Genomic DNA, 25,136 nt, shown 5'->3' with positions numbered 1-25,136 from the left:
AACGCGACCGCGCAATCCGAAAAACAGCCCGGTGTTGACGGCGGTGGTATGCGGCATCATCTGTACGTAGGTGGTGCCGGTGATGTTATTGGTGTGTTTTTCGGTCAGCATAGTGGCGAATTCACTCACTGGTCCGGTGCTGCCGGTTGAGGAGCCATAGGCGATACCAGTTTCGCCGTTGGTTAGCACTGCCTCGCCAATTAGCCCTGCCTGTTCCAGCGCCAGTTCAGTGGCGCGAGTGGACATCAGCGATACGCGGCCCATGGAGCGAATACGCTTACGGGTATAATGCTCCGGTGGGGTGAAATCATCGACCGGCGCGCCCAGCAGCGTATGCAGGCCGTCATAAACCTGCCACTCCGGCATTTTGCGTACTGCGTTCTCGTAGTCAAGCAGTCTGGTGGAAACGGCCTGCCAGCTTTCTCCAAAGGCGGTGACACCGCCCATGCCTGTAATCACCACTCTACGCGTCATAACATCCCTCCATTGATGGAAATCACCTGACGGGTCACGTAGCCCGCCACATCCGACATTAAATAGCTGGCAAGCCCGGCCACTTCGTCCGCATGGCCCATCCGTTTCATGGGGATCATTGACATCGCCTCTTTAAGCGCGGCCTCTTCCATTTCGATCATCCCGGTGTCGATAAGCCCCGGTGCGATGCAGTTGACGGTAATTTTGCGTTTTGCCAGCTCAGTTGCCAGCGCTTTCGTCGCCCCGATAATCCCCGCTTTGGCCGCGCTGTAGTTAACCTGGCCCCGATTGCCCATTACGCCGGAAACCGAAGAAAGCGTAATGATTCGCCCGCCCTTACGCGCGCTAATCATCGGCATGATGCACGGCTGAATAACGTTGTAGAAGCTATCCAGATTGGTGTGGATCACCGTATCCCAGTCGTTATCGCTGAGCGCCGGGAAGGCCGCATCGCGTGTGATACCAGCATTGCTCACCACGCCGTACCACGCGCTATGTGCCTCGATATCCTGCTCTAACACCTTGCGGCACTGCTCGCGGTTGGCGACGTCAAACGTCAGCAGGCGGCCAGCGCCGCCTGCGGCGAGAATCGCATCCAGCGTCTCCTGCGCGCCCTGCGCATCGCGATGATAATGGACGCCAACAATAAAGCCGTCCGCTGCCAGTTGGAGGGCGATAGCGCGACCGATTCCCTTGCTGGAGCCGGTAACCAAAACTGAACGATTCATGCGGACGCTCCTTGTTGAAATAGGGTGTTAAGTTCTTCAGATGTTGGCTGGAAGGTGTTAACCCTACCAGTAGCCAACGTCTCTTCGCCAGCGGCAATCGTGCATTCAAAGCTGCCGAAGCGCTCATCCTGCATCAGCAACGTGACGGAGACATTCAGCGTTAATCCGGCGGGAACAATCCCCGCCGCGCAGACCAGTTCACGCGCGCCGAGCACCATGCCTAAGGAAATACTCTCTTGTCCCTGCCGGTGGCGGTGCCAGCCTGACCAGACGCCAACGGTTTGCGCCATAAGCTCCAGGGCAAACCAGCCGGGGAGATGGCCTTCTGCATCGAGAAAGGGGGCCAGCGTGCCATTGGCCGATACCGTGACTCGGCAGAGGGTGGAGTCGTCCGTCACATTTACCACCTCATCAAGCAGCAGCATTGGCTCGTCGTGCGGCAGGTATTCGCCGGGGGGTAAATAGTCGCTCATGAGATCCTCCCGAGCAGAATACTGGCGTTATTGCCGCCAAAGGCAAACGAGTTTGACAGGATAACTGGACGTTCAAGCGGCTGCGGCTGCTCGATGATACCGCAGGGCGGCAGCGTTTCGTCGCGTGGCGAGGAGCGAAAATTCTGCGGCGGTAGTGGCAGGTTGCGTTGCAAAATTAGCATACCGATCGCCGCTTCGGTGATCCCTGCTGCACCCAGCGTGTGGCCGGTTAGGTGTTTAGTGGAACTGCATGGCACCGTTTCGCCGAACAGTTCGTGCACCACTCTGGATTCAATCTGGTCGTTAAGCGGCGTGGCGGTACCGTGCAGATTGATGTAGCCCACCTGCTCTGGCGTGATTCCTGCGTCGTGCAGCGCCTGATGAATGGCGCGGATCGCTCCTTCACCTTGTGGATGCGGCGCTGAAATATGGTATGCGTCGCTCGACTCGCCCACGCCCAGTAAAGCAATAGGCTGCGGTTCACGAGTCAGCAGCATCAACGCGGCACCTTCACCAATAGTAATGCCATTGCGGTCACGACCGAACGGCTGGCACAGCGTTGGGGAGAGGGATTCCAGACTGTGGAAGCCATTGATCGGCATTCGGCTCAGCGTATCCGCACCGCCGACAATCGCGACGTCCGCTAGCCCGGCTTCAAGCAGGCGGCGTCCGCTAATTATTGCCCGGGCGCTGGAAGAGCAGGCGGTTGACAGCGTGAATGCCGGGCCAGCCAGTGCCAGCCAGCGGCTAAGAAAGCGCGATGGGTCTCCCAGCTCTTGTTGCGGGTACTGCCAGGCCGCGCTTTCCTGTCCGTTAAGCGTCAGATTAACGTGCGTATCGCCTTCATCAAGTCCAGAGGTACTGGTACCGAGTATCACGGCAATCCGGTCCCGTCCGTACTGCGTAATAGCCTTATCGACCTGCGGCTGAATGTGTTTAAGCGCCGCCAGTAGTAATTGATTATTGCGTGAACGATGGGCGCTGAACTCATCGGGAATGACCGGCAGTTCGCCATCTACACCGGCTAATACCGCGTGCGGATGTCCCCGAAGCCAGCCTGAACGAGGGCGCATACCGGGTGCCACGCCGCGCGTCAGGTTGGCGGCAATTTCATTGTTATCGCTACCCAGCGCGTTGATCATGCCGACGGCAGAAATATAGATCATTTCAGTCACCCAGATATTGAATGGTGATGTGGTATTTAAAGACATGTTGTTCGATGCTGATCGGCTCACGCTTGCCTTTGCGATTCAAATAGATGATTTCGGTGACCAGCTTACCGCTGGCGTTGCGCAGTTCGCGCTTATCGCCGCAGTCGATCAATGTCCAGCCTTTTGGCAACTGCGACTCCCAGGCGTGAATTGGCCAGTGGCTGAGCATGACATCAGCCAGCACCTGGCTTGCTGGCGGCAACTGCGGTACCACGATTGACTGTTCGCTGTGCAGCCCTTTTTCATCGTAGGTCACAAGGAACAGGCGAATGCCGACAGAAGAGAGTCCTGCCAACGTGAGATTTTTATCGTCAGCATTGAGCAGTACCAGCAGCGACTGGGTTTTGCCGTTAAAGCTGCCGGTGAGCAGTTGCTGTGAATTAATCGGCGGAGAGATGTCCGGCAAAGGCAGTGTGACGCGCGTGCCCGGCTCGAGCCAGGCCTGAGGGCGCCCTTGTTGTTCCGGCTGCGAGCTGCTGCATCCGGCCAGTATCAGCGTTGCGATCAGAGCGATGGCGCGCCAGAACGTCGGTTTAATCATTATCTTTTTTTCTCTTTTTCGCGGGCATCGCCAGTGGTGAAAGCAGAAACGCGGTGAAAATACCGCTTACTAGTACAATGCCAAAACTGCTGATAGCCTGGGTGGCGCTAAAAACCAGCATGCCCAAGGTCAAGATCGTAGTTAGCATCGCCAGCGTAATCGCCAGTAGCGACGTCAGCGGAGTGCCGCGCGGATTGCTAAAAAACAGCGTGTAGTTAATGCCAATTCCGAGCACCAGCACCAGCGCCAGTAGCGAGAACAGGTTTACCGTATGACCGCTCAGCGAGAGTACGGCCAGCCCGCAGCCAAGGGATAACATCGACGGCACCAGGCTTATTAGCCCTTTTTGCCACCCAAGCCGAATCATCGCCCCGCAGGCAATCACCGCTAGCGCAACGCACAGCAGGCCGGTCAGGATATGACGATAAAGTGTGAACAGCTCGTCGAAGCTGCTTTTGCGATCCACCCACGCAACACCAACATATCTTGTGCTGAGAGCATTTAGCGCTGCGCTATTGTTCACGCCTTCTACTGGCACTAGTACGCCGCTTTCTCCATCTGCCAGCGTTATCCACAATAGCCGCCACCCTTCGCTAGCCGGGCTGGCAAGCCAGGCATCAACCGTTACCTGCATGGCGTTGAGGTCGGGATTTACTGCCGTTAGTCCTGCGTTATTCAGGGCTGCGGTAACGGTGGGCGCAGCATTTTTCAACAAACTAAGATCCTGCTGCTGTCGGGCGAGCGAATTTAGCGGAATGGTGCGATACCCGCTGAGCCATCCTTCTGTTTTCGCTTGCTCCAGCTCGGGGGTAAAGCGTTCCAGCCGCTCCAGGGTTTGCTGGGCAGATTTGCCATAAACTACGAACCATTTCTGGTCGACGCTTTGTCCGGTGAGCGCGGTAATGGCTTTTTCCTGGGCCAGGATGTCCTGCGGCAGCGTTTGTAGCTGTGATATATCATCATCAACGCGCAGCGTGGCAAGACCTGCCAGCGAGAACAGCGCCAGCACCACAGGTAAACCGATGGAAAGCTTTTTATTGCGTCGCCATGCGGCAAGCCAGCGCAGCATTTGTACCATGGACGGAACAGGACGGACGGGCAGACCACGACATAGCCACGGATGCCAGAAAATCACCGTTAAACAGGAGGCGCTTAACCCCATCACCGCGAAGACCGCCATCTGACGAATACCGGGGAAGGGGGCGAGCATCATAATCAGGTACGCCGCTACGGTAGTCAGTAGCGCCAGCAGCAGCGCATTCCGCACTTTAGCGAGGCTTTGCCACGGTGACATTTGTGCACCGTGCACCATCCGTTCGGTCAGATAATAGAGCGTATAGTCAGCGGAAATTCCGATAATGCTCATGCTCATCACCAGCGTCATCAGATGCAGCTCGCCGAAAATAAGCAGCGTCACGACCGTGCCCGCCAGCGCGCCAATAGCAATGGATATCAGACACAAAAGCAGCGGGCGCAGCGAGCGGAATACCGCCATAATCAGCAGAATCACGCCGAACAGAGTCGCCACGCCGAGGGTGGAGATATCCTGTTTCGCCTGCTGGCTGGCGTAATCGCTGTAAAAGAGCGTGCCGCGAGACAGCAACTTTGCCTGCGGATATTGCGCTTTAAGTTCAGCTTCCAGCGTTTTTAGCGTGGTGACCAACCGATGCGTCTGCTGCATGTCAAACGAGGAACCGGCCAGCTCGCCATGCATCAGATACCAGTAGTTGCCCTGTTTATCCTGAGTCACCAGCCAGCCGTCCATCAGCCGCAGGCGTTGGCCGTTTTTGGCCATTGCCAGCTGCGAGCCGCGCATCAGCATCAACGGATCGTTTTGCAACTCTTTGCCGCTAACGCCGGAGAATGCCGAGTAGAGTTGGGAAAGTATCCATTGCGCCTGCGCCTCGCCGCCGTTTTGCAAACGCGAACGGGTGTCGCTATCGATTAGTCCGTTGCGATGCTGCCAAAAAAAAGCTCCCCACGCCTGCTGGCTGTTGGCGTCCATTGGGCCTTTCACTTCAGCCAGCGCCTGCGATTTTTGCAATCGCATCAGCCAGTCGTGAGCTACCGCCGGATCGGCTTTCTTACCAGGGCTTACCAACCAGACCAACTGTCGGTCGAGACGCTGCATGAAACCGTCGTTCAGGCTCGGAGGGGTCTTCCCCAGTGTTTGCTTTGGCAGCATCGCCAGCACGCTACTGTTTAGCCGCGCCTGAGGCAGCTGCGTTAGCAGAACGCCCAGCAGGATCAGGCAGGCGATTCCCCATAGCAACGCAGGGCGTTTACTGGGCGGCAAAGCGTTGGCGTTCGTCATCGGTGAGTTGCGCTGGCGTGAGTTGATGTTGGGAAAGTGCGATATCGGTACGATCGCCCTGCTTGTCGTTGAGTTGAATGCTCTCCAGATACGTTTTTCCGGCTAAATCAATGGTCGCGAAAATCTTATCCAGCGGCGTGGTGATGGGGGTCAGGCGCAGCGTCCAGCGTCCTTCGCCTAAGTCTACAAACTCTACGCGGAAATTCTCTTCCAGCACTTTACGATCGGCCTGGAACAGCGCGCGCAGCAGATGGTTGAACTGGAACATCTGAGGGTTGTTCTCGGCGGTGATGGTTTGCGGCGGCTGGCCGTTAATCACTTGCACCATCCGCTTGTCATCCAGCAGCAACTGCATCGGGAAAGGGCTGGTTTGATCCCATAGTAAACCCTGGTCGCGGGCGATCAGCATCTTCCCCTGAGATCGCAACGGCTGCGGCAGATCCTTAATCGTTCTGGTTTGATCGAAATGCGCCCGGACCACCGGCTGTTCGGTAAAGCGCTGTTGCAGATTATCAAGCGTCAGGGCGCTGACTATGGGACTGATGAACAGCGCCAGCAGTGGTAAGAATCTCATGGCGTAACTCCCATACGTTCAAACAGAATCGTGGGGCTGACAAAGCACAGTTCACGACTCTTTTCTTCAACCGCTACCTGAATGGTGTAGCCAGTCGTTGCCCGCTTTCCTGTTTCGGCATCGAAAATTTCATAACCGATGCGCAGGCGGTTTTCGAACTCCTCTATACGCGCGCGGACGCGAATGCGCTGCTCAAAGGTCAGGGGATTACGGTACTTTACGCGCGCATCAACCACGGGCCACAGGTAACCCGAGGTTTTCATCTGTCGGTACCCGTAGTCGAACTGGTTCAGAAGCGCTTCGCGGGCAATCTCAAAGTAGCGGAAGTAGTTGCCGTGCCACACCACGCCCATCATATCAACGTCGTGGAACGGAATAGCCAGCTCGACTTCAGCCGTAAAGCGGGGATCGTTCAGCACCTTTTATTCCTTGTGTTTGGTGTCCGGCAGTTGCCAGAAATCGAAAAAGTTAAACCAGTCCAGCGGCGACTGGAGCGCATAGTGCTCGAGGCGTTCGGCGTAGCGCTCGATAGTTTTCTGCAAGGCATCCTGACGTTCGGCGCGCGGCAGCAGCAGCGGATCGGCGAACGGTTCGCAGTGAATACGCAGCGTTCCCTGCTGGCGCAGGGCGAAAATCAGATCCACCTGACAACCTAAAATCGAGGCGAGAATGAACGGCCCCTGTGGAAACGGAGCGGGTTGGCCCATAAAGCGGCTCCAGCAGACGCGCCATTCGCCGCCGCGCTGGGGATTAACCGCAATGCGATCGCCGACAATGGCAATCCACTCGCCGCGCTCTAGCTTCTCTTTAAGCTGGATGGCGGTCTCCGGGCCGATGTCGGTGACCGGCATCAGGTTGAGTCCAGCCTGCGGAGCCATTTCCTGCATAATTTGCTTAAAGCGCTGGGCATTGTCGCTGAATACCAGCGCGTTGATGATTTTGCTGCCCTGTAATTGCGCTAGCGCGCGGCAGGCTTCAACATCGCCCAGATGTGATGCAAGCAGCAGCTTGCCGTACGGTGAGTTGACGTTGAGCGCTTCTTCCGCGCCAGGCGAAAATACCACATCGCGGCCCAACCGCAGCTCGCCGCGCCAACTGGCAATTTTATCGAGCATTGCATTTCCGAAGCGCAGAAAGTGCTGGTAGCTGGTGAGCGAAGGGGGGACCGGCATCAGACGCTCGGTGAGCTGTTCGCGTACGCGAGATATCCAGTTCCGCGAAGCTTTACGAGCAGTGGAAGCCGTGAGCCAGTAAACGGCGACCACTGGATAGAGTAGCAGAGTAAATGCCTTGCGCCCTAGCAGGCGCCATACCAGAAGCATCACACGCATTCCCCACAATCCCCTGACCTCCTGCTGATGCGCCCAGTGTGGCGATGTGTGGCGGAACAACAGCGATGGGATGCGCGGCAGCATGCCGAAGAACAGTCGCGTGTGCATCCGTGAGATACGCAGGTTATCTTTGAAGGCGTCGAAATGAGATAGCCCGTCCAGCGGATAGGTAACGCGGGTTGGGATAAAATAACTGGTACTACCCTGCCAGTAGAGACGCACCATAACTTCAGTATCGAAGTCCATCCGCTTACCTAGCGCCACGCGCTGCGCTAGCCGCAGCGTTGGCGCAACCGGATAGACCCGAAAGCCACACATGCTGTCTTTCAATTTAAGCGAAAGCGTTTCGATCCACACCCAGACGTGGGTCACCCAGCGCCCATACAGGCGTGAGCGGGGAATGGAGTCATCATAAATTGGCTGTCCGGAAATCAGCGCCGTCGGGTGTTCCTCGGCCAGTGCAAGCAGTTTGGGAATGTCTTCAAGAGCATGCTGGCCGTCGGCATCAACCTGGACGGCATGACTAAAGCCAGCTTCCGCTGCCGTCTGCATGCCGCGAATAACCGCTGCGCCTTTACCTGAGTTAATCGGCAGGCGAATTAAAGTCATATTTGCAGATGCTGCCGCTAATCGTTCGAGTTCCTGTTGCGTACGGAAATCGCTGCCATCATCAACTACGATGCAGTGCAGGCCAAACGGCTGAAGACGCGCCATCACGCGCGACATCATCGCGCCGTGGTTATAGCAGGGGATCAGCACGCACGGGGAAAAATTTAACGGCATAAACGGATCTTCCCGCTGCTGGCTGTGTGTCGCGCTTCGCCGTCGTGGCGCTGATAGCTAAAGGTGAGTATTTGCCGTTCTTCCTGCCAGAGCACGGTGAGCGTAACGGCTGTCTCCGGCAATAGCGGCGCCTGGAACTTCACGTTCTGAATACTATGAAAACGCCAGCCGGGCGCGAGTAGGGTGGTAGCGTAATGCATCACCCAATCTATCTGCGCAACGCCCGGGAGCAGCGGCTGGACGGCAAAATGCCCGCGAAACCAGAACAGCGTGGGGTCGAGATATAAATCGATTTGAATCTGATGAGGTTGTGCTTGATGGCGCTCAATTTCATGGGGTTTCATGAAATAACTCCTGTAATTGCGCATAGACACGCTTGTTCATACTGTTTACCGGAATTTCATCAATCACCCGCCAGTAGCGGGGAACGGCGACCGGCTCCAGCCATGAGCTCAACGCTTTCCGCCATGTTAATTCCTGGGTTTTACCCCAGCGCTTTCGCGCGTTGTTATCCAGGACCAGCAAGGCGCCCACGCTTTGACGGCTGCCGCGTGTTACCGTTAATACCGCTGCATCAAGGATGCCGTCCAACATCAGCAGGCGCTGCTCCACTTCGCTGAGCGAAATGCGCTTCTCTTCAATTTTGACCACCCGCCCCCGGCGTCCAATCAGGCCGAACTGTCCATTTTTTGAAAATTGCAGAATATCATCGAGTAAAAAGCCATCAACATCTGCGATTAGCGGTGAAATAACGCGAAATGAACCATTTTCCTGATGGATGCTGATGCCAGGAAAAGGCAACCATTTCGCATCATCTTGTTGGTAATCGCGGCAGGCGATAACGCCGGTTTCAGTACTGCCGTAGATTTCATCCACCCAAACGTTCAGCCAGCTAGCTGCTCGCGCGGCATCTGACCAGGAGAGCACACCACCCGCGGACAGGATCATCTCTACCGGTGGGGGAGCGAGCTGGCCGTCGAGGCGTTTGAGGAATGCAGGGCTGCTGATAAACGCGTACCGATATTTATGGCTCAGAGCCGCCAACTGCTCTGCGTACCAGAGCATCCCTGCGTGGAGAGGCAGACCTAAGGCCATCGGCAGGAAGATACGGAATGTCAGGCCGTACAGGTGTTGAGGTGTGACTGAAGCGACTATGCGGCAATTTGCAAGACGATCGGCAAAGCGCGTTGCCAGCAGCTGTGCTTCGTTGTTGAGAAGGCGTATTGGTTTGTTCACACGTTTTGGCTGACCAGTCGATCCGGAGGTAAACAGCTCAATATATGCATCGTTGTCGATTGCTGGAAAGGCGAAGGATTCAGTGGCGAGCGTCATGGCGGAACTGACCACCCGCAGCGAGCCCTGCCAGTCCAGCACTTTATCGCTCAATAGACCGTCAAACAGGGTGTGCTGCTCACTCAATAATGTTACGCGGCAGTGTCCAGGGAGCACCGGTATTTTACCTGCATGCAGCGTTGCCAGCAGCGCGACGATGAACAAATAGCTGTTTTCAAAACATAGCGCCCAGCGATCGCCTTCCTGCTGTTGCAGGTATTCAAGCAGATGACCGACATCCTTGCGCAGATGCCCAAGTGTCCAGGTATGTCCTTCCTGCCATGCAATCGACGTGTCGACCGGGCGAGGGGCGTTGAGCCACTGGGCCAGAGTGAGGATCGGCTTCATTGATTATCTCTTTTCATTACCCGCCGGCGTACTAACCACTCACCGGCCATCAGCATGCCCATCAACAGATAAGAGAGCATCCCGTTCCACGCCGTCCAAATGGACATGTCGCCGTGCAGCGCGGTTAAGAGCGCAATGCTGCCGTTGAAGATGAAAAATGCGCACCAAATTTGTGTCACTCGGCGTGTATAACGAACGGCAGTTTCTGGAAGGTCTGGTTCTCGCAGTCGTGCCAGGCGTTCGATAATCGGCATAGCTGACCACAGCGAACCGCCAAAAACCGCTAGCATGACGCTGTTCACTACCACCGGGTAAAACAGTAGCAGTTGGTGAGTTTTGAGCAGATAGCTGGCAGAGCACAGCGTGATGCCTGCGGCAGCAACGATCTGTGTGACGATGCGTAGTGGCCCCGCCTGTCGTCGGATCTGACGACAGCGTAAAAATAGCAAGAGTGCAATTAGCGGCAGCAGCCAGCGCAGGCCGTTATGCGCCAGACCAAACCAGATCAAAAATGGCCAGGTCAGCAGCAATAAACCTGTCAGCAGGGTGATGACCGGCAGCGACCGTGCGCCTGACACGGAGAATTATGCTTCTTTGAGCAGGCGTTCTACCGCATCGACGACATCCTGCACGGTACGAACGGCTTTAAACTCTTCCGGCTTGATTTTCTTACCGGTTTTCTTTTGAAGATGTACGATCATGTCGACTGCGTCGATGCTATCCAGCTCCAGATCCTCGTACAGGCGCGCTTCAGGTTGAATTGCCTGCGCGTCGACTTCGAACAGCTTAATCAGCAGCGCGGAGACTTCTTCGTAAATGGCGTTTTGTGCGGTCGTAACGGCGTCTCCTCAGGTACGTTGCGCATGAATGAAAGATGCCAGCGTGGCAACGGAGAAAAAGTGCTGACGCATCTCTTCACTCTCGGCGGACAGCGCCACACCGTACTGGTTTTTCACTGCCAGACCCAGTTCCAGAGCATCGATTGAGTCCAGGCCCAAACCATCGCCAAACAGCGCCGCTTCGGTTTCGATATCGTCAACGGACAGTTCGTCCAGGTTCAGTGTATTTATGATCAGATTTTTAATTTCAAGATAGAGCGCTTGCATCATTAATTCCTGTGCCAGGCGTAGTACCTGATTGTAATTGAAGCAAAATATGCCGGTTTAACTGCCTTGCCGCCAGCGCCGGTTCTTGTATGTTTGCATCGTAAAATTGGTTGATTTGTAGCCGCTCACCAACCGCAATGGTAAAGCGTGGTTTCGTTGGCGGAGCATCATACCACTTGCTCTGTTTGCCCAGCATATGCTCGGTACAGCGGATAACGACTACGCGCAAATCGCTACCGCAGCGAACCGCGATATTGGCCGCACCGCGCTGTAGCGTCATTTTTTCGCCAGGTAACGTGCGCGTTCCCTCGGGAAAAATCAAAATGGTGTCACCCTGTTGTAAACGCTGGCTGCTGGCCGGAAGCAGGGCATCAGCCTGATCGTTAATCAGATAATCCGCCGCGCGAATAACGCCGCTGAGAAACGGATTTTTCAGCAGCGCGCTCTTCACCAGGCAGTCTGTTTCGGGCATTACTGAAGCGAGCATGACATAATCGATCAGGCTAGGGTGGTTGGCGACGATCAAGCAACCGCGCTCCTGGCGCAAAACGTCGCCGCCTTCAATGCGAAAATCGAGTACACCAACGGCTTTTACCACGGTGAGAAAGAATCGGAAACTGGCTGAAATGCTGCGCCGTGCGAGTCGACGGCGACGGGCTTTGTCGCGAATCGTTGCCAGCAGCAGATTAAACCAGACAAGCGAGAGCAGCAGCCCGCCAAGCCCGAAAAGCGCGAAACAAAAGCCGGTCATTGCCGCTCGCCAAAGACGGTTTAGCTTGGGTAGCATACTATTCATGAGCGGCACCACTGCCACTGCACGCGCTCACCGGGGATGGTGAATGTGCTGGTATTCTGCAAATAGTGTTGTAAAAACAGCAAACTTTGCGGTAGCTCGCTCTCCTCGCCAACCTCGCAGCGTTGGGTTTTACACTGCCATTCGCTACCAGCCTCAATAATCCACGCCGTTGCATAGGGCCAGGTGGGCATCAAAGGTGGTAGCTGCGGGTGATAAAAAACAGGCAGGAAACCGTCGAAATCGACTATTAAAATACGCTGGTACCCCGCATTCAGCAGACCCATGACTTCATACAATCCCTGCTGGAAAGTATCGCGGCCGGCGGAGAGCGACGATGAAACGATCGGCTTTTTCGCGGCGATAGTCAGATTACCTACGGCGGAGTTATGCACGGATAAGGCGAAATCGGTTGGAGAGAGCGCCTGCTCTGTCGCCAGCGCGTGCAGGATCCGGTAGTTACGCTCCAGCTCTCCGTGGCGGCTGGTGTACACAACAGCATCTATCTCATGGCGACGGAGTATTGCCAGCCCGCACTCGACTGCCAGCTTACTACCGGAGCTGAGCCGGCGGGCCGTCATCATTGGCAGCTCGCTGAGCTTAGCCAACGGTGCCGTGGGGTCGATGGCGTGCAAATGCCGTGACCACTTTTGCCACTGTTCGGTGCCACTGACCCCAGGAGCCATGGCTTGCCAGTCAATTATGTTAAATGAAAATGTCATCCGCTCGCGTCCGCGATCAATCAATGATTTTGCTGGCGTTAAATTGAACGCCAAAACAGCGAGTAACGCTGCTTTGTTATTTTATTTTCTGGCATATCAATAAGGTATGCCCAACGCCTAAATTATCCTGACGTTGTTCTACCTGGAATCCTGCCATTTCCAGATAGCGATAAAACTTGTCGACGCTGTAGAACCGGCTGTAACCGTTGGCCATGCAGGTAAAATAGAGCGAAGACGCATTCAGACTGAAAGATGCAGCTTCAAATTTCTGCGCGTCCCAGAACAGTTCCAGAATGCACAGGCGAGCGCCGGGTTTCATCACGCGCGCCACGTTACTGAGCATGGTGATAATTTGTTCTGGTGAAAAGCAGTCAAGAAATTGACTCATCCACCAGACATCCGCTTCCCCGGGAAGGTGCGCGTCGCTCAGCATATCCACAGCATGGAAATCGATGCGGTGGGTAAGGCCTGCATTTTCTATATTTTCACGAGCCAGTGCAATTTGTTGAGGCAAATCTAATAACGTTACCGCGATATTTTCATCATACTGACAGCAGCGTAAAGCCCACTTTCCGGTATTTCCGCCTACATCGTACAGGGTTGCGGGCTGGCTGGCGAATACATACGGCAGTGCAGCATTGAATGCCCCGTCAGAATAGTAATGATCAAAAGCGAACCAGCTTTTACGCGCCGCCTGCGGTAACTGTGCCAGGGCTGGATAAATCGTGGGCCAGTCGCCAAATACTTTTAACCCGGTTGGCTTTCCTTCCTGGAGCGCATTTTCCAGAAAAAACAATCCCTGATAACAAACATCCTGTGTGAAATCCATATTTACCCGGGTCATTGTATCATGAAGTAAGAAATGTCCTACTTTAGCGAGATAATAGCACTCTCCTTTATGAGTAAGGATACGTCCACTTAATCCCATATCCAGCAATACGCTGACGGCGTATTCATTTACCTCGCAATGCTCACAAATAGCCTCCAGCGTCGCACCGAGTTTACCTTGATGGTCGAGGTAATCTAGTACGCCTGAGTTGCGTAGGCATAATGCAGTTTGAAAAAGCATGGGGGCAAAAGCAATCCGCTGCGCTTCGGTAATAGCATCCAGTGCGCTGAGAGTGTCCTTTTTGTACACGATTGACACAGCCTTTACAGTTTAGTGGGGGAACGGGCCGTTATTGGCCCAAAGAGAGTTCATTTACCGAGCTGAGTCCGCAGCAAGGGTAATTTGAATATCTTTATCAAGGTTGTGCACCCAGCGGTTATAGTTTCTATGAATTTTTCCACCGGAGGCCATCAGGTTAATGCTGCTGGCATAGTTGATGGAATAGCTGGTTGCGGAATAGTTAATTTTAATTTCAGCAATATGGTCGCGTATTTGTTGGCGGGCATTGATCACCCCCGGCCCAGCGTCTGACATAATCCATTCTCTCTGGGCACCTGCCTTGATGATTGCATTTTTAACCTCGGCTTCGGTATGGCCTGCGCTTACTGTTGTATGGATTTGTTCAATGGGCGCTGTACGGGCACAGCCTGCCAGAGCACCGATAATCGTTGCGGCGGCAACCCAGCGAATTATTTTTTTCATGAATACTCCCTATCATTTTATTGGTAAAAAAAATAATATATCGTGTTGGAAATATTGATACGTAGATGTTATGCGGCTATCGTTTTTATTCTACATTAATTCGTGTGTTTGTCTGCTTTTAAGTCGTTCAGATAGATGGAGACTCTGATGTTAATGGTTTTTTATTGTCAAGACGAATAATGGAGGCCGCTTGTTAGAGGCCGGTGCAAAAGTATAATTAAATTAATATGCTCTATCAATGAATATAATCAAAGGAGGGATGTTTCTGCTCTGTAGCGAAAAAGTTGAAAATAAATAGCAGGTGAATAGTGTTCTGTTGTGATTTATCTATGAAGCTTATCTGAATAACGTATTTCCCGCATACCCGCTTTTTTAAATACGGGTATACGGATGCATTGATACGACAAGATCAGCTAGCCCGGTAGCCTGCTTTTGGGGCGCCCGGGCCCGAGCAGGATGGCTAACTTACTGCCGCCCCTGGTGGTCTCCATCCATATTTTACACACGCTGGTTAACGGTACCGACAGCAGCATTCCCACCGGTCCAAGCAGCCATCCCCAGACCAGCAACGAGAGGAAAACCACCAGCGTAGACATGCCCAGCCGGTGGCCCATCATGCGGGGTTCGAGAATATTGCCGATAATCATGTGCACGACTAAAAAGAGTGCGCCGACCAGCAGGCATTCATAATATCCGTTAAAAAGTAACGCCTGGATCATCGGCGGGACGGCGGAAATCACCGAGCCAATGTTAGGCACATAGTTCAGCAGAAAAGCCAGCACGCCCCACATCAGCGCAAACTGCACCCCCATTAGCATCAGCCCTAACCAGATAATCACCCCGGTCCACAGGCTAAGCAGCGTTTTCAGCGCCAGATAATGCGAAACGCCTTTTAACGCCCGATGAAGACCGGCGATGTGGATTTGTGGGTTGTTGAGGGCAAAACGGAGTTTATAGGGCACATGCCGGACTTCAAAAAGCATAAATACCACCGTCATAACCAGCAGAACGACGCTGGCCATGGCGCCGGACAGCCCGGTCATCAGGGTGGTCGTGAACGTCATCAGCTTGTCGGAGTCTATGCGTTGCAGCATACGCTCCGGGGACATATGAATATGCAAAAAGGGCAGCGCCTCCTGCAGCCGCAGGACTTTTGCCGTCAGCTCTTTATTATATTTTGGCATCATGGCGACAAATTCGTTAACCGACGCGGCCAGTACGCCAATTAACGCGGTGAGCACGATCAGCATCACCACCACTACGATAGTAATGGCGACCGGGCGACGCACGCCGCGGCGAATAAACCAGGTGACCAGAGGGTTGAGGACAATGGCGAAGAACAGCGCCAGTAATAGCTGCACGATGATATCTGCCGCGGCGTGAATACCGGCGAGGATAACCACCAGTGACGCCAGTTTGAGCAGAATATGCATGCCCGTTTTATCGGGCTGAGGGGTTGTCATTCACTCTTCCTTTCTATGATTTTCATTAAGAGCCCACTCCATTAGGGCTATTTTACTTGCCATTTTGAACACGGGCAGTGCTCGACAAAATACGAAAGTATTTTGAACGCCCTTCAGGGCGGCCCGGAGGGCGAGCGTAGCGAGTCAATCCTCACGTACTCCGTGTACGCTCCGGTTTCTGTGCGCTGTCCGTGTTCAAACTGCCTGCGACAATAACGCCTGGTGGGATAGGCTCTAAGTGTAGCGGCTGGCTTGCTGCCAGGAATCCTAATCTGGCTGCTGATTTATAACGTGTGGCGTGGTAGAAATGAAACACAGTTGTAAAAATCTGGTGGAACCCGATGCCCGAAACCGTCGCCGAACCGGCGCTTAATGGATTGCGCCTCAATCTGCGGATTGTCTCTGTCGTGATTTTTAACTTTGCCAGCTACCTGACCATTGGCCTGCCGCTGGCGGTATTGCCCGGCTATGTTCATGATGTGATGGGGTTTAGCGCCTTTTGGGCCGGGCTGGTGATTAGCCTCCAGTACTTCGCTACGCTGCTCAGCCGCCCTCACGCCGGGCGCTATGCCGATCTGCTGGGGCCAAAAAAGATCGTCATTTTCGGCCTGTGCGGCTGCTTTCTGAGCGGACTCGGCTATCTGCTGGCGGCGCTCTTCGGCGGCTTGCCCGTGGTTAGCCTGGCGCTGCTGTGCCTTGGCCGGATTATCCTCGGCATCGGGCAGAGCTTCGCGGGAACCGGCTCAACGCTGTGGGGCGTCGGGGTAGTCGGTTCGCTGCATATCGGGCGGGTCATTTCCTGGAACGGCATTGTCACCTACGGAGCGATGGCGATGGGCGCGCCGCTCGGCGTGCTCTGTTACTCGCTGATTGGCCTGCACGGGCTGGCGTTGACCATTATGGCGGTCGCGCTGGTGGCCGTGCTGTGCGCGTTGCCGCGGGCGGCGATCAAAGCGGGCAAGGGTAAAGCGATGTCGTTTCGCGCGGTGCTGGGGCGCGTCTGGCTCTACGGCATGGCGCTGGCCCTGGCTTCGGCGGGTTTTGGCGTTATCGCCACCTTTATCACTCTGTTTTATGATGCTAAAGGCTGGGACGGCGCGGCCTTCGCACTGACGCTGTTTAGCTGCGCCTTTGTCGGCACTCGCCTGCTGTTCCCCAACGGAATTAACCGCCTCGGCGGGCTGAACGTGGCGATGCTCTGTTTTGTCGTCGAGATTATTGGGCTGCTGTTAGTGGGCCTGGCGGAGACGCCGCTGATGGCGAAAATCGGCACTTTCTTTGCCGGAGCCGGTTTTTCGCTGGTGTTCCCGGCGCTTGGCGTGGTGGCGGTGAAGGCCGTACCGCAGCAGAACCAGGGGTCGGCGCTGGCAACCTACACGGTATTTATGGATCTCTCGCTGGGGATCACCGGTCCGCTTGCCGGGCTGCTGATGGCGTGGGCGGGCATTTCATCGATCTATCTGGCGACGGCGGGGCTGGTTGCGGTGGCGCTGCTGCTGGGATGGCGGTTAAAAAAACGGCCCCCGGTCGGTGAACCGGAGGCCGCGGCGTCAGGCCAGTAGTTACTGGATGACGAGGGTGTTGATAATGTTTTCCGCTTCGGTCTGCGCCTGCTGCTGGTTATCCGCTGGCAATGTGATTTGCAGCGTCAGCAGTTTGTCATCAACCTTGCCGAGAAGGACGGAAGACCAGGCGGTCTGACCCTTGGCGGAGATGATGCTGTCCAGCTGTTGCAGCGTGTGGCCTTTGATCTCAATGGATTTATTGCTCACGACCTGCAGCTGCGGGTCGCGGCTGCGCTGCTGCTCTTCCAGACGCTGGCTCATCACCGCCAGATCCTCGTTGGTATTGTCACCCACAATCACGATCACCGCTTTCTGGCCGGTGGCATCAGAATAGACGTGCATATTGTTGGCCTGGGTGCCCAGCTTGCCGCTCTGGTCGGTCATACCGGCTGGCAGGGAGAAGCTCAGTTTGCCATCCAGCAGACTAATAGGTTGCCCGCTGGCGTTGCTTTCCGCAGCAGCCCCGGCAGTCGGCGTTTTTGTATCGCTGTTATCACAGGCCGCAAGACCCACAACCAGCAGGCCAATACCGACATATTTAACCAAATTGCGCATTGACATCTTCCTTTCGATAAACGGCCATTAACGGCTCATTCGCTTATCTTATCACATCGTTTCGTGAGTACTCTTAACCTGGCTGCAATGCGGATAAATCAGATTTATCTGCCAGTTTTTTCAGCAGCATATTCAACAACATGCCGTACATCGGCAGGAAGAATACGATGCTAATCAGCACCTTGAAGCAGTAGTCGACGATGGCGATTTCACCCCAGTGCGCCGCCATAAACGGGTCCGGGCTGCGCCAGAAGGCGATAAAGAAGAAGGCCAGCGTATCGCTGACGTTACCAAAAAGGGTGGATGCCGTGGGCGCCAGCCACCAGCGGCGGTTTTGACGCAGGCGGTTAAAGACGTGGACGTCGAGGATTTGCCCCAGCGCGTAGGCCATAAAGCTGGCGGCGGCGATACGGGCGACAAACAGGTTAAAGCTGGTTAATGCGGCAAACCCCTGCCACTCGCCCATATAGAACAGCGCGGAAACCCCGTAGGAGATAACCAGCGCCGGGATCATGACCGCGAGGATAATGCGTCGCGCCAGCGGAGCGCCGAAAATCCGCACCGTCAGGTCGGTGGCGAGGAAAATAAACGGAAAGCTGAATGCGCCCCAGGTGGTATGAAAACCAAAAATGGAGATCGGCAGCTGCACCAGATAGTTACTGGAAGTGATGACCAGCAGATGGAAAAGCGATAGCCAGATCAGCGCTTTTTTACGCTGTACGGTAGTAAACGGACTCATATTGTGACCTTTTTAGTGGTTGGGGTGAGGGAACCCAATAAAAACGGCTGCATGATACTGCGTTGCGAGCGTATTGCAATGGTTGTTTTTCGCGCAAACGTTAACCTGGCTTGCGTACTGGCGAACTGGGGGTAAACTAGGGCCGTTTTGTTAATGTGAGATGAAAATGAGCGAACTTTTCTCCAGCCCTGACCATACGCTTGATGCGCAGGGGCTTCGTTGCCCGGAACCGGTGATGATGGTGCGCAAGACAGTGCGTACGATGCCGGTGGGCGAGACGCTGCTAATCGTGGCCGACGATCCGGCGACGACCCGCGATATTCCCGGTTTCTGCCGCTTTATGGAGCATGAGCTGCTGGCGCAGGAAACCGAGGCGCTGCCGTACCGCTATCTGATCCGTAAAAGCCACTGATCCAGGCTACAAAAAACCAGACCGCGCGAACCTGTAGCCCGGGCAAGGCGCGTCAAGCGCCGCCCCCGGGTATTGTCCCTACTTCTTACGTAGCAGCCGCAGCGCGTTAGCGGTGACCAGCACCGTCGCCCCGGTATCCGCCAGCACCGCCAGCCACAGGCCGGTGAGACCAAGCAGGGTGGTGACGAGGAAAATCCCCTTCAGACCCAGCGCGATAGCGATGTTCTGCCGGATATTGGCGTGAGTGGCGCGCGCCAGCGAAATCATCTGCGCCAGTCCGGTGAGGCGATTGTGGGTCAATGCCGCATCGGCAGTCTCCAGAGCGACGTCGGTGCCGCTGCCCATCGCGATGCCAATGGTCGCCGCTTTCATCGCCGGCGCATCGTTGATCCCGTCGCCGACCATGGCCAGCGGCGACTGGGCATTAAGCGCCATCACCGCCTGCACTTTATCCGCAGGCAGCAGCCCGGCGCGGAACGCCAGCCCCAGTTCGCTGGCAATAGCCGCCGCCGCGCGCGGATTGTCGCCGGTCAGTATGATTCCCTGAACGCCTAACTGATGGAGTTCATCCACCGCCTGGCGAGCATCATCGCGTAGCGTATCGCGCAGCGCCACAATCCCCAGCAGCGCCTCATCGCGCATCACCAGCACCACGGTTTGCCCCGCGCTCTCCAGCTGCTGAATAGGTTCATCGTACTGTGGATCGCGATTTTTACCCGCGGCGCAAATCAGCACCTGACGTCCTTCAACCCGCGCCTCAATACCGGATCCGGCCAGCGCGCGCTGGCCGCTTGCCGGTGGAATGACCAGCTGGCGCTGCTCCGCCTCACGTACGACGGCCTGGGCTAACGGGTGGCTGGAGCCTTGCTCCACGGCGGCCGCCAGCGCCAGCAGATCGTTTTCGCCGATGTCTGCGGTCGTCATCACCGCGGTGACGCGCGGCTGGCCGATGGTCAGGGTGCCGGTTTTATCAAACGCCACCTGGCGCACGCGTCCCAGCTGCTCCAGCGCCGCGCCGCCTTTAATCAGCGCGCCGCGACGCGCCGCCACCGCCAGCCCGGAGGTAATCGCCGCCGGGGTTGAGATCACCAGCGCGCACGGACAGCCAATCAGCAGCAGCGTTAAACCTTTATAGATCCACGGCAGCCATGCGCCCGCAGACAGCAGCGGCGGAACAATGGCCACCAGCAGCGCGACGACCATAATCGCCGGGGTATAGATGCGGCTAAAGCGATCGATAAAGCGCTCAATCGGCGCGCGGCGCTCTTCCGCTTCTTCAATCAGCTTAAGGATACGATCGATAGCGCTGTCGCCCGGTTCGGAGATCACCGTCAGCTGTACCAGACGATCGACGCTGGTCGCGCCGGCCGCCACGCGTTCCCCGGCGTTACGCTCCACCGGTACGGATTCACCGGTTAGCGCGCTCTCATCGAAGCTGGCGAAGGGCGAGAGCAGCTGGCCATCGGCGGGCAGGCGGCCTCCGGCGGCGACTTCAATCACGTCGCCGGGGCGCAGGTCGCGCTGGGCTACGGTTTCACGCACGCCGTCGCGCACGCGGATTGCCGTGTCGGGTTTCAACGCCATCAAGGCGCTGACGCCTTGCCGCGCGCGGCTGGCGGCCCAGCCCTCAAGACGTTCGCCGATTAAGAACAGCAGCAGGACCATCGCCGCTTCGGCGGTGGCGCCGATAAACAGCGCGCCGATGGCTGCGACGCTCATCAGGGTTTCAATGGCGAACCAGCTTCCGCTTTTGATCAGGCGTATTGCTTGCCGGGCGACCGGCCACAGGCCGACCAGCGTGGTTGCGATGAAGGCGATTTCGCCCAGAGGCGGGCTGAACTGCTCCAGCCCCCAGCTGAGCGCCATCATGGCGACGAGGGTGAGGAGCGGCAGATTCTCGCGCAGCCAAGAGGTGGGCTCCTCTGCCCGTGGCGCGTTTTCATCACGCAGCTGATAGCCCGCGGCGCGCACGGCGCTTTCGATCTGCGGACGGACATTGCCCTCGGCGTTGACCAGCAGCTTTTCGGTGGCGAACAGTACCTGCACCTGGCTGACCCCCGGCACCTGGCGAACGGCGGTTTCGACCTTGCGGGCGCACGCCGCGCAGTCCATGCCTTCTACCAGCCAGCTAAAGCGCGCGTGACTCAGCGCATCGTTTTCAGCGGCGGTTTCGCTGCTGCAGGCGGGGTCCGCGCAGCAGCTTTCCGCAGGCTGCGCGGCAGGGGTAAATTTTAACGATGAGAAGTGTGGGACTTTTTTATCCTGCGATTCTGGAGCCGACATAGGACCCTCCGGGTAATGATAATTTTCTCATTACCCGCAGGATACACTCTGGAGTCGACTCCAGAGTCAAGCGCTTAATTACAAATAGAGCGCGCGGACGATCAGGAAGTGCCCGGCGAAGTAAAATGCCGAGGAGATCGCGTTGTCAGCGCGGAAGCGGCGGCGATAATGGCTGATGAGCCAGACCGCGTTGCCGAGCAGCAGGGATGCCGCGCCAGCGAAGCCGGACAGGGCGGTATCCGTCGGGCGGGCGAACCACAGCTCACCGGCCAGCCAGACCATCACCAGCGTCATCGCGATAAAGGTAAACACCGGCATCCGCATCTCTTCCAGACGCGTCCAGATAATCGCCAGCAGCAGCGCGCCGAGGATCAGCAGCACCAGCGGCAGCGGCCAGAAGAAAGATAGCGTCAGCTGGCTGGCAAACCAGATGGTGTAGAGCAGATGCGAGAGAAAGAACGCCCCCACGGCGTACATTACCCGCTGCCGCGGCAGCAGGGTCAGCGCATCGCCGACCAGCGAGGCGCAAAGCCCGGCCAGCACCAGATAGCTGATGGCGTTAAACATCGGCGCTTGCCAGGCCAGTAACAGAAGCAGGATCAGCGTGACGGGTTTAAACACCCAGCGACGCCAGGCAGGCCCACGATAGGACGCATCGACGTAAAGCCATGCGGAGAAACAGACAGCAATAAATGACCAAAGCATAGTAAGTCCCTGTATCTGTTATCATTACGTAAGTGATTGTACTTACAGTACTGAATCTCAGTGTAGTGGTTTGCAGAGGAAGATGACAATGATAATCAAGCCACAGTATGCTTATTCCTGATAATTCCTGGGGGCAAGGTGAATGAGTAAAGTTCCGCTGTTTTTTATGGTTGCCGTTGCCATCATTGCGGTTGCCGCGTCGTATCGCTATGTGCAGCAGCGTCGGGAAAAAATGGATAACGATGCCGCGCCGCTGTTGCAAAAACGGGTGGTGGTGAGCAATAAGCGGGAGAAGGTGATTAACGATCGCCGTTCGCGCCAGCAGACGGTGACGCCTGCCGGCAGCGAAATGCGTTATGAAGCAAGCTTCAGGCCGGAAAGCGGCGGGCTGGAAGTGGTTTTTCGTCTGCAGGCGCCGCAGTATCATGCGCTAAGCGTCGGCGATAAGGGCGTCCTGAGCTATAAAGGTTCGCGGTTTATGGGCTTTACGCCAGACCCCTGAACCTTTTCCTGGCATTACTTCTTCTTCAGGGTCGCCTTGAGCTTTTTCTGCCAGGCGACCAGTTCGAACACGCCGAAGATGAAAATACGAATCTGCTCGAAGCGCCCCAGCGGCGGCATCTCTTTCGTCTGCGTCGCCTTGAGCAGCGTCAGCTGCAGGCCGTGCATCAGAATCATAAAGATCAGCGCTACGTTAACGAAGATGTTCAGCGGTTTTGGGAACGGTTGAAACAGGTTCAGCAATAAAAACGCCCACACGCACAGCATCAGCAAGCGGCCAAAATTAATCAGCATGGTTTTCTCCTTGGGCCTCACGTTGATAGAGACGGTAGGCGACCTGTCCGGCCACTTTTTCACGATAGACGTGCCAGTTCATCGGCACCGGCGGTAAACCGTTTTCGACTTCACTCTCAATGTAGACAAGCGCTTCATCGCTAAGCCAGCCGTTGTTTTCCAGCAGCTTTAGCGTCTCTTCAAGCAGTCCTTTACGAAACGGGGGATCGACAAACACGATGTGATGCGGCGTGCCCGCCTGAGCAAGAAACGCTAAAGTATTGGTATTGACCACTTTAGCGTTGCTGGCTTTGAGGGTCGCCAGATTTTTTTGCAGCTGCTGCGCGACGCCGCGTTCCATTTCCAGCAGCGTGGCGCTGGCCGCATAGCGGGAGAGGGCTTCAAGGCCCAGCGCGCCGCTGCCGGCGAAGCAGTCGAGGCAGTTCGCGTCAACGATCGACGGCGCCAGCCAGTTAAATAGCGTTTCGCGCACCCGGTCGGTGGTCGGGCGCAGACCCGGGCTCTCCGGCACCGGGAGTTTACGGCCCCGCCATTGCCCGCCGATAATACGGATCTGGCCGCTGCCCGCGTGGTTTGGTTTCTTCATCTCTTTGCTCAAGTCTCAACTTCCGGGCTGCTATTCTAACGATCGGCGGCGGTTGACGAAACCTTAATCCGGGGGCGGTGATGCGAGTTAAGTTAAGTGGTAGACTATCCGACTAATTTCATCATTTTTCAGCTTCCGCTACCTACTGGCCGAAGCTGTGCCATGAATTAACAGCGAGGAGTGTAGTCGCAAATGGCGAAAGACAAAAAACGTGGCTTCTTTTCCTGGCTGGGCTTTGGTCAAAAAGAACAGGCGCAGGAAAGCGAAACAGAACAAAAAGTAGAAGCCCAGCAAGAGGTTGAAGAACCGGCTCAGGAAAGCGAAGCGCCTGCGGTTGCGCCGGAAACGGTCGACGCCACTGCGACAGAGAAACAGGATGCCGAAGCCTTTGCCGCCGAGGTGGTTGAGGTGACCGAGCAGGTTGTGGAGAGCGAACAGCCGCAGGCGGTTGTCGAATCCCCGGCGGTTGAGGAGATAGCGGAGCAGCCCGCGGTTGAAGAGACGGTCGCTGAGCCGCTGGTGGAAGAGGTCATCGCCGAGTCGGTAGTGGCTGAAGCCGTCGCTGAACAGACGCCGGAAGAGGTCATTACCGAACCGGAAACGGCAGTTATTGAAGAAACCGCCGTTGACCAGCCGGAACCAGACGAAACGGTAGAAGAGGCTGAGGCCGATATCACCGATGAAGAGCTGGAAGCACAGGCTCTGGCGGCGGCCGATGCGGCAGAAAACGCCGTTGAAGTGGTGCCGGACGAAACCGTCGTGACGCCGTTAGAGCAGGAAAAACCGACCAAAGAAGGTTTCTTCGCCCGCCTCAAACGCAGCCTGGTAAAAACCAAACAGAACCTCGGTTCCGGATTTATCAGTCTGTTCCGCGGTAAGAAAATCGACGATGATCTGTTTGAAGAGCTGGAAGAGCAGCTGCTGATTGCCGATGTCGGCGTGGAAACCACGCGTAAGATCATCACGCGTCTTACCAACGACGCCAGCCGCAAGCAGCTGCGCGACGCCGAGGCGCTGTACGGCCTGCTGAAAGAAGAGATGGGCGATATTCTGGCGAAAGTGGATGAGCCGCTGAACGTAGAAGGCAAAACGCCGTTTGTGATTCTGATGGTCGGCGTCAACGGCGTCGGTAAAACCACCACCATCGGCAAGCTGGCGCGTCAGTTCGAGCAGCAGGGCAAGTCGGTGATGCTGGCGGCGGGGGATACCTTCCGCGCGGCGGCGGTTGAGCAGCTCCAGGTTTGGGGGCAGCGCAACAATATTCCGGTGATTGCCCAGCACACCGGCGCGGATTCGGCATCGGTCATTTTCGACGCCATCCAGGCGGCGAAGGCGCGCAATATTGACGTCCTGATTGCCGATACCGCGGGTCGTCTGCAGAATAAATCGCACCTGATGGAAGAGCTGAAGAAGATTGTCCGCGTCATGAAAAAACTCGATGTCGATGCGCCGCATGAAGTTATGCTGACCATTGACGCCAGCACCGGGCAGAACGCGATTAGCCAGGCCAAACTGTTCCATGAGGCGGTTGGACTGACCGGTATTACCTTGACTAAGCTGGATGGGACCGCCAAGGGCGGGGTTATCTTCTCGGTTGCCGATCAGTTCGGTATTCCGATTCGCTACATCGGTGTTGGCGAACGTATTGAAGATCTGCGTCCGTTTAATGCGGGCGACTTTATTGAGGCACTTTTTGCCCGAGAGGATTAAAA

General features: G+C 56.0%; 29 protein-coding genes. 4 read left to right on the top strand and 25 right to left on the bottom strand.

The window, feature by feature from the left end:
* From CDA56_RS13450 to CDA56_RS13360, 19 genes are all read right to left on the bottom strand, one after another.
* The coding region (locus CDA56_RS13450; protein WP_277949466.1) for a beta-ketoacyl synthase N-terminal-like domain-containing protein at positions 1–474 on the bottom strand (474 nt) is incomplete at its 3' end.
* The gene (locus tag CDA56_RS13445) at positions 471–1,202 is read right to left on the bottom strand and encodes a 3-ketoacyl-ACP reductase FabG2 (RefSeq protein ID WP_014227117.1); all 732 of its coding nucleotides are present in this window, start codon (positions 1,200–1,202) and stop codon (positions 471–473) included. The genes CDA56_RS13450 and CDA56_RS13445, both read right to left, overlap by 4 nt.
* Positions 1,199–1,675, bottom strand: a complete 477-nt coding sequence (locus CDA56_RS13440) for a hotdog family protein (protein WP_014227116.1) — start codon at positions 1,673–1,675, stop codon at positions 1,199–1,201. Before CDA56_RS13440 ends, CDA56_RS13445 begins: the two co-directional genes overlap by 4 nt.
* The gene (locus CDA56_RS13435; RefSeq protein ID WP_049084052.1) at positions 1,672–2,841 is read right to left on the bottom strand and encodes a beta-ketoacyl-[acyl-carrier-protein] synthase family protein; all 1,170 of its coding nucleotides are present in this window, start codon (positions 2,839–2,841) and stop codon (positions 1,672–1,674) included. Before CDA56_RS13435 ends, CDA56_RS13440 begins: the two co-directional genes overlap by 4 nt.
* Position 2,842: 1 nt before the next feature.
* The gene (locus tag CDA56_RS13430; RefSeq protein WP_014227114.1) at positions 2,843–3,427 is read right to left on the bottom strand and encodes a DUF3261 domain-containing protein; all 585 of its coding nucleotides are present in this window, start codon (positions 3,425–3,427) and stop codon (positions 2,843–2,845) included.
* Positions 3,420–5,741 (bottom strand): MMPL family transporter, encoded by a 2,322-nt coding sequence (locus CDA56_RS13425; protein ID WP_103814818.1) that lies wholly within the window; start codon positions 5,739–5,741, stop codon positions 3,420–3,422. The genes CDA56_RS13430 and CDA56_RS13425 overlap by 8 nt, the downstream gene beginning before the upstream one ends.
* A complete protein-coding gene (locus CDA56_RS13420) occupies positions 5,710–6,315 on the bottom strand; it encodes a LolA family protein (RefSeq protein WP_014227112.1) in 606 nt (201 codons plus the stop codon). The genes CDA56_RS13425 and CDA56_RS13420 overlap by 32 nt, the downstream gene beginning before the upstream one ends.
* The gene (locus tag CDA56_RS13415) at positions 6,312–6,734 is read right to left on the bottom strand and encodes an acyl-CoA thioesterase (protein WP_064357703.1); all 423 of its coding nucleotides are present in this window, start codon (positions 6,732–6,734) and stop codon (positions 6,312–6,314) included. The genes CDA56_RS13420 and CDA56_RS13415 overlap by 4 nt, the downstream gene beginning before the upstream one ends.
* A gap of 3 nt (positions 6,735–6,737) precedes the next feature.
* Positions 6,738–8,429: a glycosyltransferase family 2 protein gene (locus CDA56_RS13410; protein WP_064357705.1), complete on the bottom strand. Its 1,692-nt coding sequence runs from the start codon at positions 8,427–8,429 to the stop codon at positions 6,738–6,740.
* Positions 8,420–8,773 carry an ApeI family dehydratase gene (locus tag CDA56_RS13405; protein WP_032719973.1) on the bottom strand — a complete coding sequence of 118 codons (354 nt, stop codon included), beginning with the start codon at positions 8,771–8,773 and terminating at the stop codon, positions 8,420–8,422. Before CDA56_RS13405 ends, CDA56_RS13410 begins: the two co-directional genes overlap by 10 nt.
* Complete coding sequence (locus CDA56_RS13400) at positions 8,760–10,109, bottom strand: AMP-binding protein (protein ID WP_049084046.1); 1,350 nt, start codon at positions 10,107–10,109, stop codon at positions 8,760–8,762. The genes CDA56_RS13405 and CDA56_RS13400 overlap by 14 nt, the downstream gene beginning before the upstream one ends.
* Positions 10,106–10,687 (bottom strand): COG4648 family protein, encoded by a 582-nt coding sequence (locus CDA56_RS13395; protein ID WP_032694223.1) that lies wholly within the window; start codon positions 10,685–10,687, stop codon positions 10,106–10,108. Before CDA56_RS13395 ends, CDA56_RS13400 begins: the two co-directional genes overlap by 4 nt.
* A 6-nt stretch (positions 10,688–10,693) precedes the next feature.
* Positions 10,694–10,927 carry an acyl carrier protein gene (locus CDA56_RS13390; protein ID WP_104011370.1) on the bottom strand — a complete coding sequence of 78 codons (234 nt, stop codon included), beginning with the start codon at positions 10,925–10,927 and terminating at the stop codon, positions 10,694–10,696.
* Between the two features lie 30 nt (positions 10,928–10,957).
* Positions 10,958–11,215 (bottom strand): phosphopantetheine-binding protein, encoded by a 258-nt coding sequence (locus tag CDA56_RS13385; protein WP_049084044.1) that lies wholly within the window; start codon positions 11,213–11,215, stop codon positions 10,958–10,960.
* A complete protein-coding gene (locus CDA56_RS13380; RefSeq protein ID WP_032719974.1) occupies positions 11,196–12,011 on the bottom strand; it encodes a lysophospholipid acyltransferase family protein in 816 nt (271 codons plus the stop codon). Before CDA56_RS13380 ends, CDA56_RS13385 begins: the two co-directional genes overlap by 20 nt.
* Positions 12,008–12,730: a beta-ketoacyl synthase chain length factor gene (locus CDA56_RS13375; protein ID WP_032694225.1), complete on the bottom strand. Its 723-nt coding sequence runs from the start codon at positions 12,728–12,730 to the stop codon at positions 12,008–12,010. The genes CDA56_RS13380 and CDA56_RS13375 overlap by 4 nt, the downstream gene beginning before the upstream one ends.
* Before the next feature lie 76 nt (positions 12,731–12,806).
* On the bottom strand, positions 12,807–13,868 hold the full coding sequence (locus CDA56_RS13370; protein WP_014227102.1) for a class I SAM-dependent methyltransferase: 1,062 nt from the start codon (positions 13,866–13,868) through the stop codon (positions 12,807–12,809).
* Positions 13,869–13,931: 63 nt separating this feature from the next.
* Complete coding sequence (locus CDA56_RS13365) at positions 13,932–14,321, bottom strand: LptM family lipoprotein (RefSeq protein WP_014227101.1); 390 nt, start codon at positions 14,319–14,321, stop codon at positions 13,932–13,934.
* Between the two features lie 413 nt (positions 14,322–14,734).
* The gene (locus CDA56_RS13360) at positions 14,735–15,784 is read right to left on the bottom strand and encodes an AI-2E family transporter (protein WP_009654337.1); all 1,050 of its coding nucleotides are present in this window, start codon (positions 15,782–15,784) and stop codon (positions 14,735–14,737) included.
* A 341-nt stretch (positions 15,785–16,125) separates the two neighbouring features.
* Here CDA56_RS13360 and CDA56_RS13355 point away from each other — a divergent pair, with 341 nt between their 5' ends.
* Positions 16,126–17,346: an MFS transporter gene (locus CDA56_RS13355; RefSeq protein ID WP_102803189.1), complete on the top strand. Its 1,221-nt coding sequence runs from the start codon at positions 16,126–16,128 to the stop codon at positions 17,344–17,346.
* Here CDA56_RS13355 and CDA56_RS13350 read toward each other — a convergent pair whose 3' ends face one another.
* Together CDA56_RS13350 and CDA56_RS13345 are read right to left on the bottom strand one after the other, a co-directional pair.
* The gene (locus tag CDA56_RS13350) at positions 17,347–17,904 is read right to left on the bottom strand and encodes a DcrB family lipoprotein (RefSeq protein WP_102803188.1); all 558 of its coding nucleotides are present in this window, start codon (positions 17,902–17,904) and stop codon (positions 17,347–17,349) included. It lies immediately after the preceding gene.
* Positions 17,905–17,977: 73 nt separating this feature from the next.
* Positions 17,978–18,643, bottom strand: coding sequence for a 7-cyano-7-deazaguanine/7-aminomethyl-7-deazaguanine transporter (locus CDA56_RS13345; protein ID WP_025106844.1), 666 nt, complete (start codon positions 18,641–18,643; stop codon positions 17,978–17,980).
* A gap of 166 nt (positions 18,644–18,809) precedes the next feature.
* Between CDA56_RS13345 and tusA the strand changes: the two genes are divergently transcribed.
* On the top strand, positions 18,810–19,055 hold the full coding sequence (gene tusA / locus CDA56_RS13340) for a sulfurtransferase TusA (RefSeq protein ID WP_004106582.1): 246 nt from the start codon (positions 18,810–18,812) through the stop codon (positions 19,053–19,055).
* 78 nt (positions 19,056–19,133) lie between these two features.
* Here the strand turns inward: tusA and zntA are convergent, their stop codons facing one another.
* Together zntA and CDA56_RS13330 are read right to left on the bottom strand one after the other, a co-directional pair.
* Positions 19,134–21,338 carry a Zn(II)/Cd(II)/Pb(II) translocating P-type ATPase ZntA gene (zntA, locus tag CDA56_RS13335; protein ID WP_102803187.1) on the bottom strand — a complete coding sequence of 735 codons (2,205 nt, stop codon included), beginning with the start codon at positions 21,336–21,338 and terminating at the stop codon, positions 19,134–19,136.
* A gap of 78 nt (positions 21,339–21,416) precedes the next feature.
* Positions 21,417–22,043 (bottom strand): lysoplasmalogenase, encoded by a 627-nt coding sequence (locus CDA56_RS13330; RefSeq protein ID WP_004855080.1) that lies wholly within the window; start codon positions 22,041–22,043, stop codon positions 21,417–21,419.
* Between the two features lie 142 nt (positions 22,044–22,185).
* Here CDA56_RS13330 and CDA56_RS13325 point away from each other — a divergent pair, with 142 nt between their 5' ends.
* Positions 22,186–22,545, top strand: a complete 360-nt coding sequence (locus CDA56_RS13325; protein ID WP_004855078.1) for a DUF2500 domain-containing protein — start codon at positions 22,186–22,188, stop codon at positions 22,543–22,545.
* 14 nt (positions 22,546–22,559) lie between these two features.
* Here the strand turns inward: CDA56_RS13325 and CDA56_RS13320 are convergent, their stop codons facing one another.
* Both CDA56_RS13320 and rsmD read right to left on the bottom strand, forming a co-directional pair.
* Positions 22,560–22,838 (bottom strand): DUF1145 family protein, encoded by a 279-nt coding sequence (locus CDA56_RS13320; RefSeq protein WP_004106574.1) that lies wholly within the window; start codon positions 22,836–22,838, stop codon positions 22,560–22,562.
* Positions 22,828–23,424 carry a 16S rRNA (guanine(966)-N(2))-methyltransferase gene (rsmD, locus tag CDA56_RS13315; RefSeq protein WP_014227097.1) on the bottom strand — a complete coding sequence of 199 codons (597 nt, stop codon included), beginning with the start codon at positions 23,422–23,424 and terminating at the stop codon, positions 22,828–22,830. Before rsmD ends, CDA56_RS13320 begins: the two co-directional genes overlap by 11 nt.
* 192 nt (positions 23,425–23,616) lie before the next feature.
* Here rsmD and ftsY point away from each other — a divergent pair, with 192 nt between their 5' ends.
* Positions 23,617–25,134, top strand: a complete 1,518-nt coding sequence (ftsY, locus tag CDA56_RS13310; protein WP_102803186.1) for a signal recognition particle-docking protein FtsY — start codon at positions 23,617–23,619, stop codon at positions 25,132–25,134.
* Positions 25,135–25,136 lie beyond the last annotated feature (2 nt).

Origin of the sequence: Klebsiella michiganensis, from assembly GCF_002925905.1 — a bacterium.
GTDB classification, from domain to species: domain Bacteria; phylum Pseudomonadota; class Gammaproteobacteria; order Enterobacterales; family Enterobacteriaceae; genus Klebsiella; species Klebsiella michiganensis.
Note: the sequence above shows the minus strand (reverse complement) of the source record. Positions and strands in the feature narration are given on the sequence as shown.

Excerpts from the sequence above, each read along its gene's own strand:
- CDA56_RS13440 (WP_014227116.1), bottom strand. The coding sequence starts at position 1,675 with ATGAGCGACTATTTACCCCCCGGCGAATACCTGCCGCACGACGAGCCA.
- CDA56_RS13385 (WP_049084044.1), bottom strand. The coding sequence starts at position 11,215 with ATGCAAGCGCTCTATCTTGAAATTAAAAATCTGATCATAAATACACTG.
- CDA56_RS13320 (WP_004106574.1), bottom strand. The coding sequence starts at position 22,838 with ATGCTGATTAATTTTGGCCGCTTGCTGATGCTGTGCGTGTGGGCGTTT.
- CDA56_RS13330 (WP_004855080.1), bottom strand. The coding sequence starts at position 22,043 with ATGCTTTGGTCATTTATTGCTGTCTGTTTCTCCGCATGGCTTTACGTC.
- CDA56_RS13435 (WP_049084052.1), bottom strand. The coding sequence starts at position 2,841 with ATGATCTATATTTCTGCCGTCGGCATGATCAACGCGCTGGGTAGCGAT.
- CDA56_RS13345 (WP_025106844.1), bottom strand. The coding sequence starts at position 18,643 with ATGAGTCCGTTTACTACCGTACAGCGTAAAAAAGCGCTGATCTGGCTA.
- CDA56_RS13400 (WP_049084046.1), bottom strand. The coding sequence starts at position 10,109 with ATGAAGCCGATCCTCACTCTGGCCCAGTGGCTCAACGCCCCTCGCCCG.
- zntA (WP_102803187.1), bottom strand. The coding sequence starts at position 21,338 with ATGTCGGCTCCAGAATCGCAGGATAAAAAAGTCCCACACTTCTCATCG.
- rsmD (WP_014227097.1), bottom strand. The coding sequence starts at position 23,424 with ATGAAGAAACCAAACCACGCGGGCAGCGGCCAGATCCGTATTATCGGC.
- tusA (WP_004106582.1), top strand. The coding sequence starts at position 18,810 with ATGAGCGAACTTTTCTCCAGCCCTGACCATACGCTTGATGCGCAGGGG.
- CDA56_RS13380 (WP_032719974.1), bottom strand. The coding sequence starts at position 12,011 with ATGAATAGTATGCTACCCAAGCTAAACCGTCTTTGGCGAGCGGCAATG.
- CDA56_RS13430 (WP_014227114.1), bottom strand. The coding sequence starts at position 3,427 with ATGATTAAACCGACGTTCTGGCGCGCCATCGCTCTGATCGCAACGCTG.
- CDA56_RS13420 (WP_014227112.1), bottom strand. The coding sequence starts at position 6,315 with ATGAGATTCTTACCACTGCTGGCGCTGTTCATCAGTCCCATAGTCAGC.
- CDA56_RS13410 (WP_064357705.1), bottom strand. The coding sequence starts at position 8,429 with ATGCCGTTAAATTTTTCCCCGTGCGTGCTGATCCCCTGCTATAACCAC.
- ftsY (WP_102803186.1), top strand. The coding sequence starts at position 23,617 with ATGGCGAAAGACAAAAAACGTGGCTTCTTTTCCTGGCTGGGCTTTGGT.
- CDA56_RS13405 (WP_032719973.1), bottom strand. The coding sequence starts at position 8,773 with ATGAAACCCCATGAAATTGAGCGCCATCAAGCACAACCTCATCAGATT.
- CDA56_RS13425 (WP_103814818.1), bottom strand. The coding sequence starts at position 5,741 with ATGACGAACGCCAACGCTTTGCCGCCCAGTAAACGCCCTGCGTTGCTA.
- CDA56_RS13325 (WP_004855078.1), top strand. The coding sequence starts at position 22,186 with ATGAGTAAAGTTCCGCTGTTTTTTATGGTTGCCGTTGCCATCATTGCG.
- CDA56_RS13375 (WP_032694225.1), bottom strand. The coding sequence starts at position 12,730 with ATGACATTTTCATTTAACATAATTGACTGGCAAGCCATGGCTCCTGGG.
- CDA56_RS13365 (WP_014227101.1), bottom strand. The coding sequence starts at position 14,321 with ATGAAAAAAATAATTCGCTGGGTTGCCGCCGCAACGATTATCGGTGCT.
- CDA56_RS13445 (WP_014227117.1), bottom strand. The coding sequence starts at position 1,202 with ATGAATCGTTCAGTTTTGGTTACCGGCTCCAGCAAGGGAATCGGTCGC.
- CDA56_RS13360 (WP_009654337.1), bottom strand. The coding sequence starts at position 15,784 with ATGACAACCCCTCAGCCCGATAAAACGGGCATGCATATTCTGCTCAAA.
- CDA56_RS13350 (WP_102803188.1), bottom strand. The coding sequence starts at position 17,904 with ATGCGCAATTTGGTTAAATATGTCGGTATTGGCCTGCTGGTTGTGGGT.
- CDA56_RS13355 (WP_102803189.1), top strand. The coding sequence starts at position 16,126 with ATGCCCGAAACCGTCGCCGAACCGGCGCTTAATGGATTGCGCCTCAAT.